19 protein-coding genes are annotated in these 16,164 nt (G+C 68.4%); 10 read left to right on the top strand and 9 right to left on the bottom strand.

Annotation, left to right across the window (positions count from 1 at the left end):
* On the top strand, positions 1 to 870 hold an 870-nt coding region (locus BST38_RS13095), incomplete at its 5' end, for an HNH endonuclease signature motif containing protein (RefSeq protein ID WP_133057230.1).
* A gap of 6 nt (positions 871 to 876) precedes the next feature.
* On the opposite strand, the gene BST38_RS13090 is transcribed toward BST38_RS13095, so the two are convergent.
* Together BST38_RS13090 and BST38_RS13085 are read right to left on the bottom strand one after the other, a co-directional pair.
* Entirely contained in the window at positions 877 to 1,275 is a 399-nt protein-coding gene (locus tag BST38_RS13090) for a nuclear transport factor 2 family protein (protein WP_083143742.1), read from the bottom strand.
* Between the two features lie 104 nt (positions 1,276 to 1,379).
* A complete protein-coding gene (locus tag BST38_RS13085) occupies positions 1,380 to 1,772 on the bottom strand; it encodes a hypothetical protein (protein WP_133057229.1) in 393 nt (130 codons plus the stop codon).
* 81 nt (positions 1,773 to 1,853) lie between these two features.
* Here BST38_RS13085 and BST38_RS13080 point away from each other — a divergent pair, with 81 nt between their 5' ends.
* The 4 genes from BST38_RS13080 to BST38_RS13065 all read left to right on the top strand — a co-directional run bounded on the left by BST38_RS13080 (position 1,854) and on the right by BST38_RS13065 (position 4,970).
* On the top strand, positions 1,854 to 2,765 hold the full coding sequence (locus BST38_RS13080; protein ID WP_083143740.1) for a manganese catalase: 912 nt from the start codon (positions 1,854 to 1,856) through the stop codon (positions 2,763 to 2,765).
* Positions 2,766 to 2,852: 87 nt separating this feature from the next.
* Positions 2,853 to 4,001, top strand: coding sequence for a zinc-dependent alcohol dehydrogenase (locus BST38_RS13075; RefSeq protein WP_083143739.1), 1,149 nt, complete (start codon positions 2,853 to 2,855; stop codon positions 3,999 to 4,001).
* Between the two features lie 13 nt (positions 4,002 to 4,014).
* On the top strand, positions 4,015 to 4,605 hold the full coding sequence (locus BST38_RS13070) for a hypothetical protein (protein ID WP_083143738.1): 591 nt from the start codon (positions 4,015 to 4,017) through the stop codon (positions 4,603 to 4,605).
* 116 nt (positions 4,606 to 4,721) lie between these two features.
* Positions 4,722 to 4,970 carry a DUF8129 domain-containing protein gene (locus BST38_RS13065; protein ID WP_083143737.1) on the top strand — a complete coding sequence of 83 codons (249 nt, stop codon included), beginning with the start codon at positions 4,722 to 4,724 and terminating at the stop codon, positions 4,968 to 4,970.
* A gap of 42 nt (positions 4,971 to 5,012) precedes the next feature.
* Here BST38_RS13065 and BST38_RS13060 read toward each other — a convergent pair whose 3' ends face one another.
* On the bottom strand, positions 5,013 to 5,498 hold the full coding sequence (locus BST38_RS13060) for an SRPBCC family protein (protein WP_083143736.1): 486 nt from the start codon (positions 5,496 to 5,498) through the stop codon (positions 5,013 to 5,015).
* Positions 5,499 to 5,603: 105 nt separating this feature from the next.
* Between BST38_RS13060 and BST38_RS13055 the strand changes: the two genes are divergently transcribed.
* The 3 genes from BST38_RS13055 to BST38_RS13045 all read left to right on the top strand — a co-directional run bounded on the left by BST38_RS13055 (position 5,604) and on the right by BST38_RS13045 (position 7,881).
* Positions 5,604 to 6,278 carry a GAP family protein gene (locus tag BST38_RS13055; protein WP_083143735.1) on the top strand — a complete coding sequence of 225 codons (675 nt, stop codon included), beginning with the start codon at positions 5,604 to 5,606 and terminating at the stop codon, positions 6,276 to 6,278.
* Between the two features lie 49 nt (positions 6,279 to 6,327).
* On the top strand, positions 6,328 to 7,155 hold the full coding sequence (locus tag BST38_RS13050; protein ID WP_083143734.1) for a peptidoglycan recognition protein family protein: 828 nt from the start codon (positions 6,328 to 6,330) through the stop codon (positions 7,153 to 7,155).
* Between the two features lie 99 nt (positions 7,156 to 7,254).
* On the top strand, positions 7,255 to 7,881 hold the full coding sequence (locus tag BST38_RS13045; RefSeq protein WP_083143733.1) for a TetR/AcrR family transcriptional regulator: 627 nt from the start codon (positions 7,255 to 7,257) through the stop codon (positions 7,879 to 7,881).
* Here BST38_RS13045 and BST38_RS13040 read toward each other — a convergent pair.
* Positions 7,878 to 8,867 (bottom strand): SDR family NAD(P)-dependent oxidoreductase, encoded by a 990-nt coding sequence (locus BST38_RS13040; protein WP_083143732.1) that lies wholly within the window; start codon positions 8,865 to 8,867, stop codon positions 7,878 to 7,880. The two genes, BST38_RS13045 and BST38_RS13040, sit on opposite strands and share 4 nt — an antisense overlap.
* Positions 8,868 to 9,007: 140 nt before the next feature.
* On the opposite strand from BST38_RS13040, the gene BST38_RS13035 reads away from it, so the two are divergent.
* The gene (locus BST38_RS13035; RefSeq protein WP_083143762.1) at positions 9,008 to 11,005 is read left to right on the top strand and encodes a DUF7064 domain-containing protein; all 1,998 of its coding nucleotides are present in this window, start codon (positions 9,008 to 9,010) and stop codon (positions 11,003 to 11,005) included.
* Here BST38_RS13035 and BST38_RS13030 read toward each other — a convergent pair.
* From BST38_RS13030 to BST38_RS13010, 5 genes are read right to left on the bottom strand one after another with little or no spacing between them, the layout of a single operon-like run.
* Entirely contained in the window at positions 11,002 to 11,418 is a 417-nt protein-coding gene (locus tag BST38_RS13030) for a 4Fe-4S dicluster domain-containing protein (RefSeq protein ID WP_083143731.1), read from the bottom strand. The two genes, BST38_RS13035 and BST38_RS13030, sit on opposite strands and share 4 nt — an antisense overlap.
* Positions 11,415 to 13,016, bottom strand: coding sequence for an FAD-binding protein (locus BST38_RS13025; protein ID WP_083143730.1), 1,602 nt, complete (start codon positions 13,014 to 13,016; stop codon positions 11,415 to 11,417). Before BST38_RS13025 ends, BST38_RS13030 begins: the two co-directional genes overlap by 4 nt.
* Entirely contained in the window at positions 13,000 to 13,737 is a 738-nt protein-coding gene (locus BST38_RS13020; protein ID WP_083143729.1) for an ABC transporter ATP-binding protein, read from the bottom strand. Before BST38_RS13020 ends, BST38_RS13025 begins: the two co-directional genes overlap by 17 nt.
* Complete coding sequence (locus tag BST38_RS13015; RefSeq protein WP_083143728.1) at positions 13,734 to 14,609, bottom strand: ABC transporter permease; 876 nt, start codon at positions 14,607 to 14,609, stop codon at positions 13,734 to 13,736. The genes BST38_RS13020 and BST38_RS13015 overlap by 4 nt, the downstream gene beginning before the upstream one ends.
* Positions 14,606 to 15,565 (bottom strand): ABC transporter substrate-binding protein, encoded by a 960-nt coding sequence (locus BST38_RS13010; protein ID WP_083143727.1) that lies wholly within the window; start codon positions 15,563 to 15,565, stop codon positions 14,606 to 14,608. Before BST38_RS13010 ends, BST38_RS13015 begins: the two co-directional genes overlap by 4 nt.
* 222 nt (positions 15,566 to 15,787) lie before the next feature.
* Here BST38_RS13010 and BST38_RS13005 point away from each other — a divergent pair, with 222 nt between their 5' ends.
* Positions 15,788 to 16,066 carry a hypothetical protein gene (locus BST38_RS13005; protein ID WP_083143726.1) on the top strand — a complete coding sequence of 93 codons (279 nt, stop codon included), beginning with the start codon at positions 15,788 to 15,790 and terminating at the stop codon, positions 16,064 to 16,066.
* The last annotated feature ends 98 nt before the right edge of the window (positions 16,067 to 16,164 follow it).

Below are 16,164 nucleotides of genomic sequence, written 5' to 3'. Positions count from 1 at the left end.
TTGGGCCCTGAGGAACTCGACGCCGCGGCCGGCCGCTTGTTGGTGATGATCGACCCAGACGGCCCCGAACCCAGCGACCACGAACTTGCCCGCAAGCGCTTTGTCCGGATGGGCAGGCAACAGCGCGACGGCGGCCGGGCAATCTCCGGCTACCTCGATTCGGAGTTCGGGGCGTACCTGGAAGCCGTGCTGGCCAAGGAAGCCGCCCCTGGTGCGAACATGCCACCCGAGGAGGGCTGCGATACCCGTACTGCGGGGCAGCGCACCCACGACGGTCTCAAAGCCGTGCTGCGGCGCAGCCTGGAATCCGGGGAACTGGGGTCACACAACGGGCTACCGGTCACCGTGATCGTGTCCACCACGCTGCAGGAGTTGGAAAAGCGTGCCGGGGTCGCGGTCACCGGCGGCGGATCGCTGATGCCGATCCCCGAACTGATCCGGCTGGCCGCCGCAGCCCAGCACTACCTGTACGTGTTCGACCAACACACCGGCCAATCCCTCTACCTGGGCAGAGCCAAACGCCTCGCCAACACCGCGCAGCGGATCGTGCTGTACGCCCGCGATCGGGGCTGCACCCGCCCCGGCTGCACCGTCCCCGGCTACTGGTGCCAAGCCCACCACGCCGTCGCCGACTGGAAGAACAACGGCGAAACCAACATCGACGACCTCACCCTGGCCTGCCAGCCCGACAACCTGATGATCGACACCACCGCCTGGACCACCGGCAAGAACACCACAAACCACACCGAATGGCTCCCACCACCCGACCTCGACACCGGCCGACACCGCATCAACGGCTACCACCACCCCGAACGCCACCTCCTCGACGACCAGGGCGACGAAGACACCGACGGTGGCGACGATCCGTAGCGGCGGTCAGCGGCTGCGTTCGATCGCCTCCTGCTTGATGCGATCGAACTGAGCGCCCATTGCGTCGGCGACCGCGTTCGCTCCCGACAGTGGCCGCACCATCACCATCAGATCGTCGATCAGGCCGTCATCATCGACGTGGATGAAGTCGCAGCCGGTGATCTTCTTGCCCGATACGGTCGCCTCGAAGATCAGCGCCGAATCGCGGCCGTTCGCATCGTTGATCTCACGCAAATAGCGGAAGTCCTCGAATACCCGCATCACGCCGCGCAGGATGGCCGCGGTGATCGGCTTGCCCTCGTACGGCGTGAACGCGACAGGGCTGGTGAAGACCACATCCTCGGACAGCAGCGCCTCGATCGCGGCCTCGTCGCGAGCCTCTACGGCTTTCCGGAATGACTGCATCGGTGGACCTCGTTTCTGCCTCGCGGCGTCCTGCCGCGCCGCCAGTAGAGAACGGTAGCGCTCTTCGAGACGCCGACGAGGGGCAGGTGCGACGTACGCGAGGCCTACGCGGCTGACGGGTCTCGGTGCCCCTCGACATCCTCGGCGATCCGCGAAGCGAAGAACTCAAGCGCTTCGCGTTTCGCCGACGGGATGACCGCCTCGGTCCAGTAGATCATCAGCACCCCGAGGCGATGCGTGCTCAGCCCGAACGGCACAGCGACCACGGACCGCGCTCGCAGCCTGGTGACCTCGTCTGTCCAAAGCCTACCGTCGGAAATGTCCATCCATGCCGGCTCGCCGGTCAACCGTGCGGTGGCATAAGGATTTTCCGGATCGTGCAACGCCGACCTCATCGGTGGGACGGCGGAAAGCATTCCGCGCTCGATACCCGGCGTCAGGTGCGGTAAACCGCGCCGGACCCTCCAAGAATTCTTGCCTTTCCAGGTTTGATCCATCCGTGCGGGGTATCTCGCTTGAGCCTTCGGTTGAGTCGATGCCAGAACGGCAGTCCTACGCAAATGCGATCTGGAGTAGTGATGTTTCGCCATACCGATTACATGCAGTTCGACGTGAAGCCCGAGAAGCCCGACCCCGTCTACGCGCGCAAGCTCCAGGAGCTGCTCGGCGGAGCGTTCGGCGAGATGACCGTGACGATGCAGTACCTGATGCAGGGCTGGAACTGTCGCATGCAGGGCAAATACAAAGACCTCATCATGGACATCGCCACCGAGGAGATCGGCCATGTCGAGATGATCGCCACGATGTGTGCCCGTCTCCTTGAAGGCGCACCTGCCACCAACGCCACCGAGAACGCGCTCGGCGACCCTGTCGTCGCGGCGGTGATGGGCGGCATGGATCCGCAGCAGGCCATCATTTCCGGTGGCGCACCGACGCTTTCGGACAGTCAGGGCTCTCCGTGGAACGGCAAGTACATCGTCGCGTCGGGCAACCTGCTCGCCGACTTCTATGCCAATGTCGCGGCCGAGGCGCAGGGCCGCGTGCAGACCGCGCGCCTGTGGCACATGACTGACGACACCGGCGTCAAGGCGATGCTGAAGTTCAACCTCGCCCGCGACACCTACCACCAGAACATGTGGCTGGCAGCGATCGAGGAATTGCAGGCCGACGGTCTCGAAGGCGTTGTGGCACCGAACGATCTGTTCGACGAGGAGTTCGACGAGCACGCCAGCACGTTGTGGCATCTGTCCGACGGCGCCGACGCGGACAAGGGTCGCTGGGCGCATGGCACGTCGCCGGACGGTAAGCACACGTTCAAGTTCCTCGCCGATCCGCAACCGCTGGGCGACTTGCAGTCCGGTCCGCCGCCGGACCCGAAGCTCTACGTCACCTACGACGGTGCGATGGGCGAACCGCGGCCGCCGGCCTTCGGTACCGAGAAGGGCGTCATGGGCAAGCTCAAGGACGCCATCGATCCGGACAAGACCTAGCAAGCCACCTGTCGAGGGCGGGGCGTCGCCGGTGGGTGGTCGGCGCCCCGCCCCAGGCCCATCCACTTCGATCAGCAGGAGACCGGCATGAAGGCCATGACCTACCGCGGCCCGTACAAGGTGCGCGTCGAAGAGAAAGACATCCCGTCGATCGAACACCCCAACGATGCGATCGTGCGGGTGCAGCGGGCCGCGATCTGCGGTTCGGACCTGCACCTCTACCACGGCATGATGCCGGACACCCGGGTCGGGCACACATTCGGCCACGAGTTCATCGGCACCGTCCACGAAGTCGGCTCCTCGGTGCAGAACCTCCAGCCGGGCGACCGAGTCATGGTGCCGTTCAACATCTTCTGCGGCTCATGCTACTTCTGCGCCCGTGGGCTGTATTCCAACTGCCACAACGTCAACCCGAACGCCACTGCCGTCGGCGGCATCTATGGGTACTCACACACCTGCGGCGGCTACGACGGCGGCCAGGCCGAGTTCGTCCGGGTTCCGTTCGCCGACGTCGGGCCCATACCCATACCGGACTGGCTCGACGACGACGACGCGCTGATGCTCACCGACGCGCTGCCCACCGGCTACTTCGGTGCGCAGCTCGGCGACATCGTCGAAGGGGACACCGTGGTGGTATTCGGCGCCGGACCCGTCGGGCTGTACGCCGCGAAGTCGGCCTGGCTGATGGGCGCCGGTCGCGTACTGGTCGTCGACCATCTCGACTATCGGCTGCGGAAGGCGGAATCATTCGCTCACGCCGAGACCTATAACTTCGTCGAGTACGACGACATCGTCGTCGAGATGAAGAGGGCCACCGGTCATCTGGGCGCTGACGTCGTGATCGATGCGGTCGGCGCCGAAGCAGACGGCAACCTGCTGATGCACGTCACCTCCGCGAAGATGAAGCTGCAGGGCGGTTCGCCCGTCGCGCTGAACTGGGCGATCGACTCCGTGCGCAAAGGCGGCACGATCTCGGTGATGGGGGCCTACGGGCCGATGTTCAGCGCGGTGAAGTTCGGCGACGCGATGAACAAGGGGCTGACCATCAACACCAACCAGTGCCCCGTCAAACGGCAGTGGCCCCGCCTGCTGTCACACATCGAACAGGGCTACCTGAAGCCGAGCGACATTGTCACTCACCATATTCCGCTGGACGACATCGCCGAGGGCTACCACATGTTCTCGTCGAAACTCGACGACTGCATCAAGCCGGTCGTCGTCATGGACAACAACTGATCCGGAAGAGACCATGGCAACCCCCGAACAGAACCTACCCGTCTACACCGCGGCACATCCGCCGCGCCCCGACCCGGCGCACCTGCGCGCCACGATCCCGGGCTGGGGCGCCGACCTCGATCCCGCGGACCGGCCGTCGGTCCCGAAACTGCGCCAGGATCTGAATGCCGGCGCGCACTGGGAGTTCCCGGACCGCCAACAGGAGACCACGCCGCGCGAACGCTCGATCGAGCACCGGGTGCTGACGCCGGTGTTCGGCACCGCGCAGCCGCTGAGCGGGCTGTCGGGCGCGATCCGCAGGTACGCCTACCGCTACAGCGAGGGACGCGCGGCGCATTGGCTGATCCTGCTGTTCGGCGACCGTGTCGACGTCGTCGAACACCGGATCACCGCGTTGCTGCACGGGCGGCCCGACAACCCGGTGACCGAGATGGGGTTGACGGCGGAGGTCACCCGGGGCGGGCTGCACGCTCGCGCCGGACGCGGGCGCACCGACTTCAAGCACCAGTGGATCGACACGCTCACCGTCAACGCCCCGTGGGTCGCGCTGGCCGCGGCAGTTACCGGCGTCCTGCTGGCCCGGCGCGGTTCGTCGCGGCGGTGACGTCGCTCGCTCTCAAGCTCGCGCGGGTTTAGTACCCGGCGTGGTGGCTACTGGTGTCTCATGCTGTTTGCCCCACCACCGATCGCGGCCGACGAACGGCTCGCCGAAGGAGCCCGATGACCGACCATGAGCTTCCGGTGGCCGACTACGACCAACTGACGCTTGGCGACTTGCAACATCGTCTGCGGGCCCTCGACGAGGACCAGCTCAACACGGTGTTGACCTACGAGGCCGGCCACGCGGCACGGGTGCCGGTGCTGCAGATCCTCGAAGCCCGGCTCCGCGAATTGCAGTCAGGCGCCGAACCGTCGCCGGGGGACCCAAGCCGCGCCCCTGCTGTCGACGGCCCCGAGGACCGTTCCTAGGTCACCGCTTTCCGACAGGGCCAGCGTCAGACAGGGCCGGCGTCAAACAGTGGCCTCGTCGTCGGTGCGGCGTTCTGCGATCGCCGCCAGCCGCCAGGTGGTCTCGCGGTTACGCGGGAACACCCCGGCAAGCGCGATGCGATCGGGAAGCCATGTCATCGGAGCGGACGCCGGCACCTCGGCCATCTCGATCAGGCAGCCGCCATCGTCGAGGTCGTGCAGCCGCAACGTGATCCGGGCCTTGCCGAACGGCCGACCGTTCGCGACCAGGACAAGCTCACGCTCGGGGATGCAGGACTCGACGACGGTGCTGTCGTTGATGAGGGCCGGCCACACGCCGATGGAATGGTGGATGGTGCTTCCGGGTGCGGGCCAGTCGGGGTCCACGGCGCGCATACGACTGTTACCCACCACCCACTGGGAGTACGTCCAGCCGTCTGCCAAGACCGCCCAGACCCGCTGCCGGGACGCCTTCGTCTCCCGGCGCACGATCGGTGAGCTGGTGATCTCGTGAGGTTCTGTCGTCACGGGAAGCGGCTACCCGCCCCGGCGCCGGACAAACCGGAGGCACATCGGCGCGCGGCGCGGCTAATTCGTGACACCGGGTTGCGGATCTGACATGGTGTCGACGCCATGACTGCCCAACTGCCCACACTGCTGGCCCAACTCGTCCCGCTGGCGGCTGTGGTGGCGTGGTCGCCGGTCAAGATCCTGCCGCCGCTGGCGCTGGTGTTCGCCGCGGCCCGCCCCCGCGCGACGAGCCTGGCCTACCTGGCGGGCTCACTCGCGGCTCTGGTGGCAGCCACCGCGCTGTTCACCGGCGCGCCGGATCTGCTCGGGGGCTTCCAGTGGTCGGCGAGCGGCAACGGAGCATGGGTGCGGATCGGCATCGGGATCGTGCTGATCCTGCTCGCGGCGTTCGCCTGGACGCGGCGCGGACAGGTTGTTCCCGCGGGGGCATGGCTGACCGGTCTGACTAGGATCACGCCGACGATCGCGGCGCTGCTCGCGGTCTCGTTGACGGTGTTGAACCCGAAGGTGATGCTGGCGACCGCGGCGGCCGGTCTCGTCATCGGCTCCGCGGCGATGGGCACGGGTGCCACCGCGGTGGCCGTCACCGGCTTCACCGTCCTCGCCGGTTCCACGGTGATTGTGCCGGTTGTCGGGTATGTGATGGCTGCCGAGCGGGTCGACGCCGCGCTGACCGTGCTGCGGGACAAGGTGTCCCGGCATCAGGCCGCGGTCGCCGCCGCGGTGCTCGCGGTGCTGGGCGCGGCGCTGGTGGCGACCGGCGCCGTCGGTGTCTGACCAAGTGCGGTGTTTGACCGAGCACGACGTTCTCAGGAGGTGTGATCGCATGCCCCAGCCGGGCGGTTGGCGCGGCGACCCGGTCTGGCTGGCCGAGGTTTTGCGCGCCGAGGGAATCGCCGTCGTCGAATTCCCGGGCTGGCGTCGCCGCGGGCATGGCGTGTTCGAGGACGTCCGCGGCATCATGGTCCACCACACCGGCTCCAACGCCGCCGCCGCGGAGTCCATCGCCCACGGACGGCCCGACCTACCCGGCCCGCTGTCGCAGTTGCACATCGCCCGCAACGGGACGGTGACCGTCGTGGCCGCCGGTGTCGCGTGGCACGCCGGCGTCGGGAGGTATCCGTGGTTGCCCACGAACATGGGGAATTGGCACACCATCGGGATCGAATGTGCCAACACCGGCACGAGCCCGACGGCGCCGCACCGCCGTAACTGGCCCGACGCCCAGTACGACGCGCTCGTCGCCGCCTGCGCCGCGATCTGCCGGCGTCTCGGGTACCCGGCGGAGCGCACCATCGGCCACAAGGAGTACGCAGGCCGTGCCCAAGGCAAATGGGACCCCGGTGCCATCGACATGGATGTGCTGCGACGCGACATCGCGGTGCGGATCGGCGTTGTCCCGGACGGCGGGCACGGCGCCATGCTGCTACTCCGGGGAGCGACGGGTCCGCAGGTCGCCGAGCTGCAGCGGCGCCTGAAACAGGCCTACGCCGCGTATGCGGGCCACCTTCGAATCGACGGTGTGTTCGGGGCGAAGACCGAGGCCGCGGTCCGTGAGTTCCAGCGCCGCACACCAGGACTGACGGTGGACGGCATCGTGGGACCGGCCACCGCGGCCGCACTCCGGCTGCGTGTGGTCAACCGGCCCGATTGACCTGCACTGGTCGATCCCACGGTCGATTCGCAATTACTGACTGTAACGACAATTAGCTGTGCGACACTGTATCGATCCTGGGACAGACGGGGGACGGTATTGATCAACCACACCACCGGCCTCTCCGCGGTGCGCGACCCGGCTCGCCGGCCGCACGGTTCCCGCCGCGACCCGGCCATCGACGAGGCCGTCCTGGAAGCGACCCGCAAACTCCTCGTCACCCGCGGGTATTCGGCGACCTCGATCGACCTGATCGCCGCCACGGCCAGGGTCAGCAGACCCGCCATCTACCGGCGCTGGCGTTCGAAGGCCCACCTCATCCACGAGGCCGCGTTTCCGGATCCCGGTACCTCCGCGTGCGAGGACGACGTGGCCGCGGAGATCACCCGCCTCTGCCGCGGGGCGCTGACGCTGTATGCCGATCCCGTTACCCGGGAAGCGATTCCCGGCCTGTTGCATGATCTCCGACTGGAACCGGCGATGCGCAGGTTGATCGACGACAGGCTCGAGGCGGCGGCGCGGCGGCAGTTGGCCGGGCAGCTGCAGCACGGTGAGGCCGACGGGACAGTGCGCGTCGGCACCGACGCCGACACCGTGATGGACGTGATCGCGGGCGCGGCGTGGTACGCCGTCGTGGTGCGCAAGGTGGCAGACCTCGAGGCCGCGGCGGCGCAGCTGGCCGACCTCGTGCTGCGTGGTGTCCTCGCCCGGCAGACCGACGGTTAGAGCCGGCCCACCTTCCGCAGACCCTCGAGGGTGTCGGCGATCGTGTCGGCGGGATCGCGCCAGGTGAGCCCGAAGTCGCGCTGACTCGGGGTGTCATCGGATTCGGGCATCTGCGTGTAGTACTGCATCGCCGCGGAGTTGATCGGCGTCTCGAACGGCAGGTACGGCCCCACCACGTCCAGCAGCCGCCCCGCACTGCGCAGCGCGACATCGGGGACGGGGTAGACCAGGATGGACTGGTCTGCAGCGGTGCCGATCATCGTCGCCAGCTCAGAGACCGAAACCCGCTGTCCGCCCGCCATGTACCGGCGAGGACCGCGGCCGGGTTCGAGCAGGGCCACGTGCAGCGCGGCGAGGTCTCGAACATCGATCACCACCCAGCCCGCACCCCGCCCGGGGACGCCGCGCATCTTCACCGACGCCTCGACACCGTCGGCCGCCTCGCCGAACTGGTCACCGGCCGGCGGGCCGAGCACCATGCCGGGGTAGGTGATGTTCACCGGTGCGCCGCCGTCCTGCAGTCCGCGCGCGTAGGCCTCGACGGCGGCCTTCGACCTGCCGTAGCCATCGCTGCCGCCCACCACCGGTAGGTCGGCGTGCAGCACGTCGAGGCCGGGACGGAACAGCGCGGTGAAACTCGACACGTGCACGACAGGATCGATCCCCGCCCGCACCGCGCCGCCGAGGATGTTGCGCGCACCCTCGAGATTGGTGTGCAGCATCTCGTCCGCCCGACTCGGGTCGGTGGAAACCATTGCCGCGCAGTGGATCACTGCGTCGCAGCCGTCCAGCGCCGCCGCGGTGGTCTCGCTGTCGGCGATGTCGCCCGTCACGTGGTCGCTGATGTCCGCGCCGATCTGGGCGGCGCTGGTCTTCAGCCGGTCGGGGTTGCGAACCAGGAACCGGACCTCGTGACCGGCGTCCTGGGCGGCCTTCGCCGTCCACGCGCCGACGAACCCCGTACCTCCGGTGATCAGTACCTTCATCTGCCCTCCGTGGATGCCGAGTCGCAGGCTACCCGCAGTTGACGGCCGTTAACCACAGCCTCACCTGCATTTTTTGACAACAGTCAACTTTTTCGGTGGTTGTGATCGTGGCCACGCGGGCGCTGCTATACCTTGACCGGGTGAGCTCCTCGACACGCCCGCGACTGATCGAACGTCCCGCCGATCTGACCCCCGAATGGCTGACCTCCGTGATCGGAGAGGGGCCGGTCGTCGGCTTCACCACCGATCGCATCGGCACCGGGCAGATGAGCGAGTGCTACCGCGTCGAGCTGCGCTACGCAGACGGTGCGACCGGTCCCGCGTCGGTCGTGCTCAAGGTCGCCGCGGCCGAACCGAGCAGCCGCCAGACCGGTCTGGCGATGGGGCTCTACGAGCGCGAGGTGCGGTTCTACACCGATATCGCCCCCGGCCTCGACGGTCCGGTCGCGCCGTGCCATCACGCCGCCTATGACCCTGACACCGGCGCGTTCGACCTTCTGCTTGCCGATGCCACCCCGGCCACCGTAGGTGACGAGATCCGCGGCGCCACAGCGGAACAGGCCAAGCTGGCGATGACCCAACTGGGCCTCGTGCACGGTCCGCTGCTGGGTAACGAGGCCCTCGAAGGCGCGGACTGGATCAATCGGGAATCGCCGGTGAACCAGGGGTTGGTGGCTGCGCTGTACGCCGGCTACATCGAGCGCTACCGCGACCAGATCGCCCCGGAACACGTCGAGGTGTGCGAGCGACTGGTGGCGTCGTTCGACGCGTACATGGCCGCCGAGGATGCCGCCGGTTCCCCGCGCGGCCTGGTCCACGGTGATTTCCGGCTGGACAACATGCTGTTCGGCCAAGACGGGGCCGACCGGCCGCTGACGGCCGTGGACTGGCAGACCGTCACGTGGGGACCGGCATTCACCGACGTCGCGTACTTCCTCGGCGGATCGTTGCCGATCGAGGTGCGCCGCGCCCACTACGACGCGCTGCTGGCGGCCTACCACCAGGCGCTGGGCCCGGACTCGGAAGTGTCGATCGACGACGTGCGCGACGGGGTGCGCCGGCAGAGCTTCTTCGGAGTCCTGATGTCGATCGTGTCCCCGATGCTCGTCGGGCGCACCGAGCGCGGCGACGAGATGTTCATGGCGATGATCACCCGGCACTGCCAGCACGTACTCGACACCGATGCGCTGGCCATCCTGCCCGACCCGACGATGCCGGAGCCGTTGCGGCCCAACGCCGATGACGAGGGGCGGCACGAGCCCACGGACGAGACGCTGTGGAGTGAGAGCTGGTACTTCGACTTCGCCGATCCGGCACAGGGCGTCGGTGGGTGGATCCGCTTGGGCCTGATCCCGAACCAGGGGCACACATGGATCAACGGGCTGTTGTGCGGACCCGGGCTACCGACGATCGCGGTGCTGGACTTCCAGGCCCCGTCGGCTGACGATCACACCCGGGTGGTCGCTGACGGCATCGAACTGACCCAGGACGCCGCGGAGCCGCTGCAGACCTATCGCGTCACGCTGCGCGGGCGCGGTCAGGCCTACGACGACCCGGCGGGTCTGCTGCGCGGTGAGACCGGGCGGCCCGTCGACCTGGCGATGGACCTGACCTGGACCAGCGTCGGAGCGCCCTATCTATACCGGGTGTCGCCGCGCTATGAGATCCCGTGCACGGTCACCGGCACAGTGACCGCGGACGGGCACACCTACGAGTTCACCGACTCGGCCGGCCAGCGAGACCACTCCTGGGCGGCGCGGGACTGGTGGGGGATGGACTGGGTGTGGAGCGCGTTCCACCTCGAGGACGGCACCCACATCCACGGCGTCGAGATCCTGATCCCCGGAGCGCCGCCGCTGTCGGTCGGCTACGTGCAGCGCGCCGGCGAGCCGCTGGTCGAGCTCACCACGGTGAAGACGCAAACCACGTTCGCGGACAACGACTTACCGCAGTCGGCGACACTCGACTTCGCGCCGGGCGGTATCTCGGCGACCATCGACCTGCGTGGCCAGGCGCCGGTTCTGCTCACCTCGCCGGAGGGGCGGGTGAGCCAGTTCCCACGGGCGTGGGGGAGCGTCACGACCGCCGACGGCCGCGCCGGGACCGGCTGGATCGAATGGAACCGCAACCAGGGCTAGTCGACCGCCTGCTCCGGGTGGTTCCACGGCGTGCCCGCCACCGTCGCCGGTGACGGCAACCGCGATTCACTCAGCGGCGGAACCGCTTTCAGCAACGGATTGCGGTCACGCAGCGCACCGGAAGTGCGTCCGCGACCCCACCCGACCAGCTCGCGGTAACCGCCGAACAACCCGGCACGCACCACCGCGTCCTCGTCGGTGTGCGGGCTGTCCGCCCCGGCGGGCGCCGAAATGGGGGAGACGTACAGCGCGTCGACGGGGCAGTACGCCTCGCACATGAAGCAGGTCTGGCAGTCCGACTGACGCGCGATGACGGGGATCCCGTCGTCGCCGCGCTCGAACACGTCGGTCGGGCACACCTTGATGCACACGTCGCACGCGATGCACGCTTCGGTGCTGACTATCTCGATCACGCCACGGCCTCCGCGGAGATCAGCTGGGGCAGGACAGGGTCCGGGGCAGTCCAGACCTCGTCGAGGCCGCCGACCAGGATGCGGTGGGCGAACCGGTCGTCGAGGTCGGGCAGATCCTCGCGGCGGTGTATGCCCCGGGTCTCGGTGCGCGCCAACGATGCCGCGGTGATCCACCGGGCCGCGGCGACCAGCGCGACGGCCTGCCGCGGTTTGTACGCATCCCGCGCGGGCACCGGGGCGAGCCCGGCCGAGATGTCGCGCCACAGCGCCTCCAGTGCCGCCGCGGACTCGGTGAGCCGGGCGCCGGATTTCCGGTGGCTGCGGTTCGGCGGCAGGATGTGGTCCTGCGCGACTCGGACCACCTCGTCGACGCTCGGCGCGTTGCGGGGTCCGGGCCGCAGACCGAGGCGGTCGTGCTCGACGGGCTCACCGCCGCTCGCCCGGCGGCGGCTGTACTCGGCCGCGCCACGCCCGGCCAACGATCCGGACGCGATCGCCCACGAGCCGTTGTGGCTGCCGCCGCCGCTGATCGCCCCGGTGATGAGCTCCCGGGTGGCCGCGTCGCCGGCGGCGAACAACCCCGGAACAGTGGTGGCGCAGTCGGCGCCGGTGAGCCGCAGCCCGCCGGTGCCACGCACCGAACCCTCATAGACCATGCGCAGCGGATAGGCCGTCACGAACGGGTCGATGCCCGCCTTGTCCAGTGGCAGGAAGTAGTTCGGCTGCGCGTCACGCATCGTCTGCCGGATGTGCTCGGGCGCGCGGTCCAGACGCGCGAACACCCGCTTGCCCTGCGCCAGTGCCCGTTGCGCGTCCTGGCGTCCGGCCAGCCCGCGCTCGGTCGGGAACGGCCGGCCCTGCTCATCGTAGAAACTGGCCCACTGCAGCATTCGGCCTTTGGTGTGGGTGCCCCATTCCGGTGCCAACGCGTAGGCGGTGCTGAACTCCATGCCGGACAGGTGAGCCCCGACCTCGGCGGCCATCAGGAACCCGTCACCGGTGTCGACGTTGGTGCCGAACGACCCGGACAGGAACGCGGTGCCGCCGGTGGCGAGAACCACCGCGCCCGCCGCGATACGCCACGGCCGACCGCCGTCCTGACGGGCGATCCCGTTGGCGCCGTTGACGACTCCGTCGCCGTCGGTGGTCAGCGCGGTGGCCGGGTGGTGGTCGAGGATCCGCACCCCGCTGCGGTGGGCTTTGCGTCGCATCCGGCGCATGTACTCGGGTCCCTGCAGGCTGCTGCGCAGCTGGCGCCCGTCGTCGCCGACCGGGAACGGATATCCCCACGACGCCAGCTGTTCGACGCGATCCCAGGACGCGGACAGCACCCGCGCCATCCAGTCGGCGTCGGTCAGGCCGCCGGCGGCGGCCTCTCGCTCGCGGATCGACTCGTCGCGGCGCGGACCGGGCGGGATCAACCACAGGTTGTTGCCGCCGGCGGCGGTGGCCCCACTGGTACCGCAGTAACCTTTGTCCACCAACGTGACCCGGCTGCCCGCCTCGGCGGCCGCGATCGCGGCCCAGGTGGCTGCCGGGCCGCCGCCGAGCACCAGGACGTCTGTGTGGTGTGTGTCGACGTCACCGGCTTCGGTCATGCCCGACCTCCTCCTGCACACCCAGTTCGGCCAGCAGAACACGGCGCAGTTCGTCGAATCCGTCGTCGCCGCGGCTGCGCGGGAACGGCAGATCGACATCGCGGTCCAGCGAGACCTTGCCGTCGGACAGCACGACCACCCGGTCGGCGAGCAGGATCGCCTCGTCCACGTCGTGGGTGACATGCAGGACGGCCATGTGCCTACGCGACCACAACTCGTGCAGCAGCCGATACATCTTGAGCCGGGTCAACGCGTCGAGCGCACCGAACGGCTCGTCCAGCAACAGCAGGTCGGGTTCACGCACCAGCGCCCGGGCCAGCGAAACACGCTGGGCCTCACCACCGGACAGCGACAGCGGCCATGCGCGGGTCTTGTCGGCGAGCCCGACCTCCTCGAGCGCGGCCTGCCCGCGGGCGGCCCGGCTCGGGGCGTCCGGTCCGCCGTCGGGCAGCGCGAATGTGACGTTGGCCAGCGCGCGGCGCCAGGGCAGCAGGCGTGGATTCTGGAAGACGACCGCACGCGAGCGCGGCACGATCACCGACCCCTCGGCCTGGCCGTCGAGACCGGCGAGGATGCGCAGCAGCGTGCTCTTGCCGGAGCCGGAGCGGCCCAGCATCGCGACGAACTCGCCGTCGGCGATGTCCAGGTCGAGATCGTCGAGGACCTGTTGGGCGCCGAATGCGCGACGCAGGCCACGCACCGAGACCACCGCGGCGCTCATACCGCTGCCTCGAAACCGGCGAAGCCGTTGCGCCACGACAGCAGAACCCGTTCCAGCAGCCGGACCAGCGCGTAGGACGCGAGCCCGAGCACCGCGTAGATGACGATCACCAGCAGCGAGACGTCGAACTGCAGGTTGGTCTGGGCCCGTGACATCAGGAATCCGATGCCCTCGGTGGTGTTGATCATCTCGGCGAAGATCAGGCTCAGCCATGCGCTGGACAGTCCGAGGCGCAGTCCGATCAGGAAGTTCGGCATCGCGCCGGGCAGGATCACCTGGGTGATCAGCGTGGAGCGCCGCGCCTCCAGTGTCTGCGCCATCTCCACCAGCTGCTGATCCACACCGCGGATGCCGGAATAGGTGTTGATGTAGATCGCGATCGCGACGCCAAGGGTGATCAGCACGATCTTGGGTCCCTCGCCGATACCCATCCAGATGATGAGCAGCGGGGTCAGCGCGAAGTTCGGGACGGCCTTGAGGATCTGCATGCTCCAGTCCAGGAGGTCCTCACCGGTGCGGGTCAACCCGGCCAGTACCGCCAGCACCACGCCCAACGTGATGCCCAGGACGGTGCCGATCAGCACCCGGGTGGTCGAGGTGCCCACGTGCAGCGCGAGCTGACCGTCGGTCAGCAGTCGCCACGCGGTGACAGCGACGTCCGAGGGAGGCGGGAACAGGTCCTCGTTGAGCAAGCCGGTGGCCGAGCCGATGCCCCATGCGGCCAGGATCAGCACCGGGCTGACCATGCGGCGCACCGGGCGCGGGATCCGGGCCCAAAGTCCACGCCTACGGCCGTTTTTGGCGACGACGTCGACAAGTTCCGGGGTGGCGGCGGGGGCCGCGGAACGTTGCTGCGCGGCGACCGCGGTCACGACTTGGCTCCGGCCCACTCACGCACGTCGAACGAGTTCTCCAGGGACCCGTCGGCGTCCAGGAAATCGTAGGCCGCTTGAAGCTGGTCGACGCCTTCGGCCGGGAACGGTTCGGTGTTGAACTCGTCGGGCCGGGTGGATTCCTTCACGAATTCGAGCTCGGTGCCGTCTGTTTGGGCGACCCACTGGGCGTACTCGTCGAAGTTGTCCCGGATGTCCCGGTTGACGGCGGTGACCGCGGTGCGCCACGCGTCGGCGAATCCGGGGTGCTGGTCGAGGAAGGGGGTCAGCGCGATGTTGGTGCCCGTACTACCCATTCCGTGTCGGCCCAGGCTGTCGATGATCGGGAAGCCCTTGTGCTCCAACTCGATCGCGCTGGCGCCGGTGACGACCGTGGCGTCGATCTGGCCGGAGCTGAGGCCGGCGATCGATTCGGGGGTCGGGACATCACGCACCTGGATCTTGCCGGTCAGTCCTGCGGCGTCGATCAGTTGCTTGGCCGCCCTGTCACGGATGGTGCCCTGGGGCGCGGTCACCGATTTGCCGACGAGCCCCTCGATGTCGGTCGGTCCGCCCTTGGCGCCGACCAGCCAGGCGTCCCCGTTGATCGAGTCGAGGCTGAGCAGGACCACCTCGGGATTCTTGCTGCGCGTCCGCAGGCCGGGATTGTCGCCGATTGCCGCCACGTCGACGGCGCCCGCGATCAGCGCCGATGCGACGTCACTGCCGGACTGGAAGAACGAGTACTCGATCTTGTCGACACCGGCCTCTTTGAGCTCCCTGGCGAGGATCCCCTCTTTGTCGCCCCATCCCAGCGAGCCGGCCGGGGTGCCCGTCGGGGAGGTGGCACCGATGCGCAGGGTGTAGCCGTCGGAACCGTCACCGCCGCTACCGCAGGCGACGGCCGAACCGAGGACAACGAGTGTCAGGGCGGTGCGCGCAAGGTGGCGGAACATGAAGGGGCCTCCGGGGAAGTTATGCCGATGAGCACGGATCGGCACAAGTAGACGGCGCTGCCCCGATGAGGACCACCTTTGCGCTCAGGGTGACCAGAAAGCCGCACGTGTCGTCACCGCGCGACCAGGAAGGTCACAGCGAATCTGCAGAGATTGCGAAGCGAATCCGCTGGGTGCCGGCGATACCGTCGAACGGTCACCTGTCCGAGCGAAAGGACCGCCATGGCGTGCACCCGAGGGATCATCACCGCTTTGTCCGTCGCGGGACCGGCCGCCGTGCTGGCCTTCGCTCCGTTCGCCCACGCCGATCCGCCGCCGCAGGCCGTCGTGTCGCCCGCCCAGACCATTGAGAACCTTGCCCACGAGGGCTACGACGTCCAGTTCAACTGGGTCGACGGCGAAGCGGCGAACATGCCTCTCGGGATGTGCTCCGTGTCGGGGGTCAACACAGCGACCAAGCCCGTCGCAACGGTGTCGATCGATTGCCCGTCCGACTCCTGACTGTCGCGCGGGATACCGCCGGGCAGTAGAGCCGCGGGCGTTCGATGCCTTGCGCGTTGGCGCCGTTCCCGAAAAAGCAAAGACCCGGCCGTCTGAGA

The organism is Mycolicibacterium parafortuitum (assembly GCF_002086815.1).
Classification (GTDB): domain Bacteria; phylum Actinomycetota; class Actinomycetes; order Mycobacteriales; family Mycobacteriaceae; genus Mycobacterium; species Mycobacterium parafortuitum.
Note: the sequence above shows the minus strand (reverse complement) of the source record. Positions and strands in the feature narration are given on the sequence as shown.